The sequence below is a fragment of the Pseudomonas sp. VE 267-6A genome, from assembly GCF_024126555.1.
Lineage (GTDB): Bacteria > Pseudomonadota > Gammaproteobacteria > Pseudomonadales > Pseudomonadaceae > Aquipseudomonas > Aquipseudomonas palmensis.
The window spans coordinates 1-1,089 of sequence record NZ_JAMYBY010000047.1 but is presented as its reverse complement, the minus strand read 5'-3'; the positions used below and the strand labels follow the sequence as shown (position 1 = coordinate 1,089).

The following is a 1,089-nucleotide window of genomic DNA, read 5'->3' as shown; positions in this document are numbered from 1 at the left end:
TCAGGGCGATGCCCGCCGGGCTGGCCAGCACCAGGTGCGGTTCGCTGAACTCGGGAAATTCGTTGGCGCTCTGGTTGGTCGGGCCGCTGCCGACGATGCCCTGGTGCTGCACATGCAGGGCCTTGGCCACCTCGTCCTGATCGCCCGCTTCCTGCGCCTGCACCTCGCGCGCCTGCTGGCCGAAGCCGTCCTGCTGCTCGCTGGCAGTAGCCAGGCGTTCGGCGGTCTCGGGCAGGTCCTTGTGGTGCTTGGCTTCGTGATGGCGCGGCTCGGTGGTCAGCAGCAAACCCGCCGCCGCACGCACGGCGCCATGCCGGTCGGTGCGCAGTTCGAAACCCTCCCCACGCGGCTGGCCGCCCGAGGGGCGCGGATGGGTCAGGTAGCCCAGGTTGATCGCACTGGCGCCATGGTCGCTGCGCAACGCGATGCTGATCTCGCTGGTGGTGTCGTCGATGCGCAGCTCGTTGCTGCGGCTGCCCTTGTATTCCTTGCTCTTGACCGTGGCCAGGGTCTTGAAGTCGGGCAACCGGTACGGCGGCAGGTTGGCGCCGTGGTACAGGCAACCGGTGATCAGCGGCTGGTCGGGGTCGCCCTCCAGAAAGGTGATCAGCACCTCCATGCCCACACGCGGCAGCGAGATGGCGCCAAAGCTGCTCTGGCTGGCCCAGCTGGAGGCCACGCGCATCCAGCAGGTGGTCTTGTCGTCCGACTGGCCTTCGCGGTCCCAGAAGAACTGCACCTTGACCCGGCCGTACTCGTCGCAATAGATCTCTTCGCCTTCCGGGCCGGTCACTACAGCACGTTGCGCACCCAGCACTTTGGGCTTGGGATGCTCCAGCGGCGGCCGATACGGCACGTCCCACGGCGTGGCGCAGAAGCGGTTGCGATAGCCCTGGTGGAAATCATCCTTGAGGTCGGTGACGTCACTGCTGATCACCTCCTCGAGCACCTGCGGCTGCTTGCCTTCATGCAGCACTTCGGTGAGCAGCCACAGGTCGTTCCAGGCCGGGTTGGCATGCTCGGTCAGGCTCAGAAAATGCCCGCTGACCAGGCTCGGCTGGTCGCTGCGGCCCTCGGCCAGGCGGTAGT

The 1,089-nt window shown here is 66.9% G+C and carries 1 protein-coding gene; it reads right to left on the bottom strand.

The features are described from left to right. On the bottom strand, positions 1 to 1,089 hold a 1,089-nt coding region (tssI, locus tag NJH59_RS25365; protein ID WP_253087469.1), incomplete at both ends, for a type VI secretion system tip protein TssI/VgrG.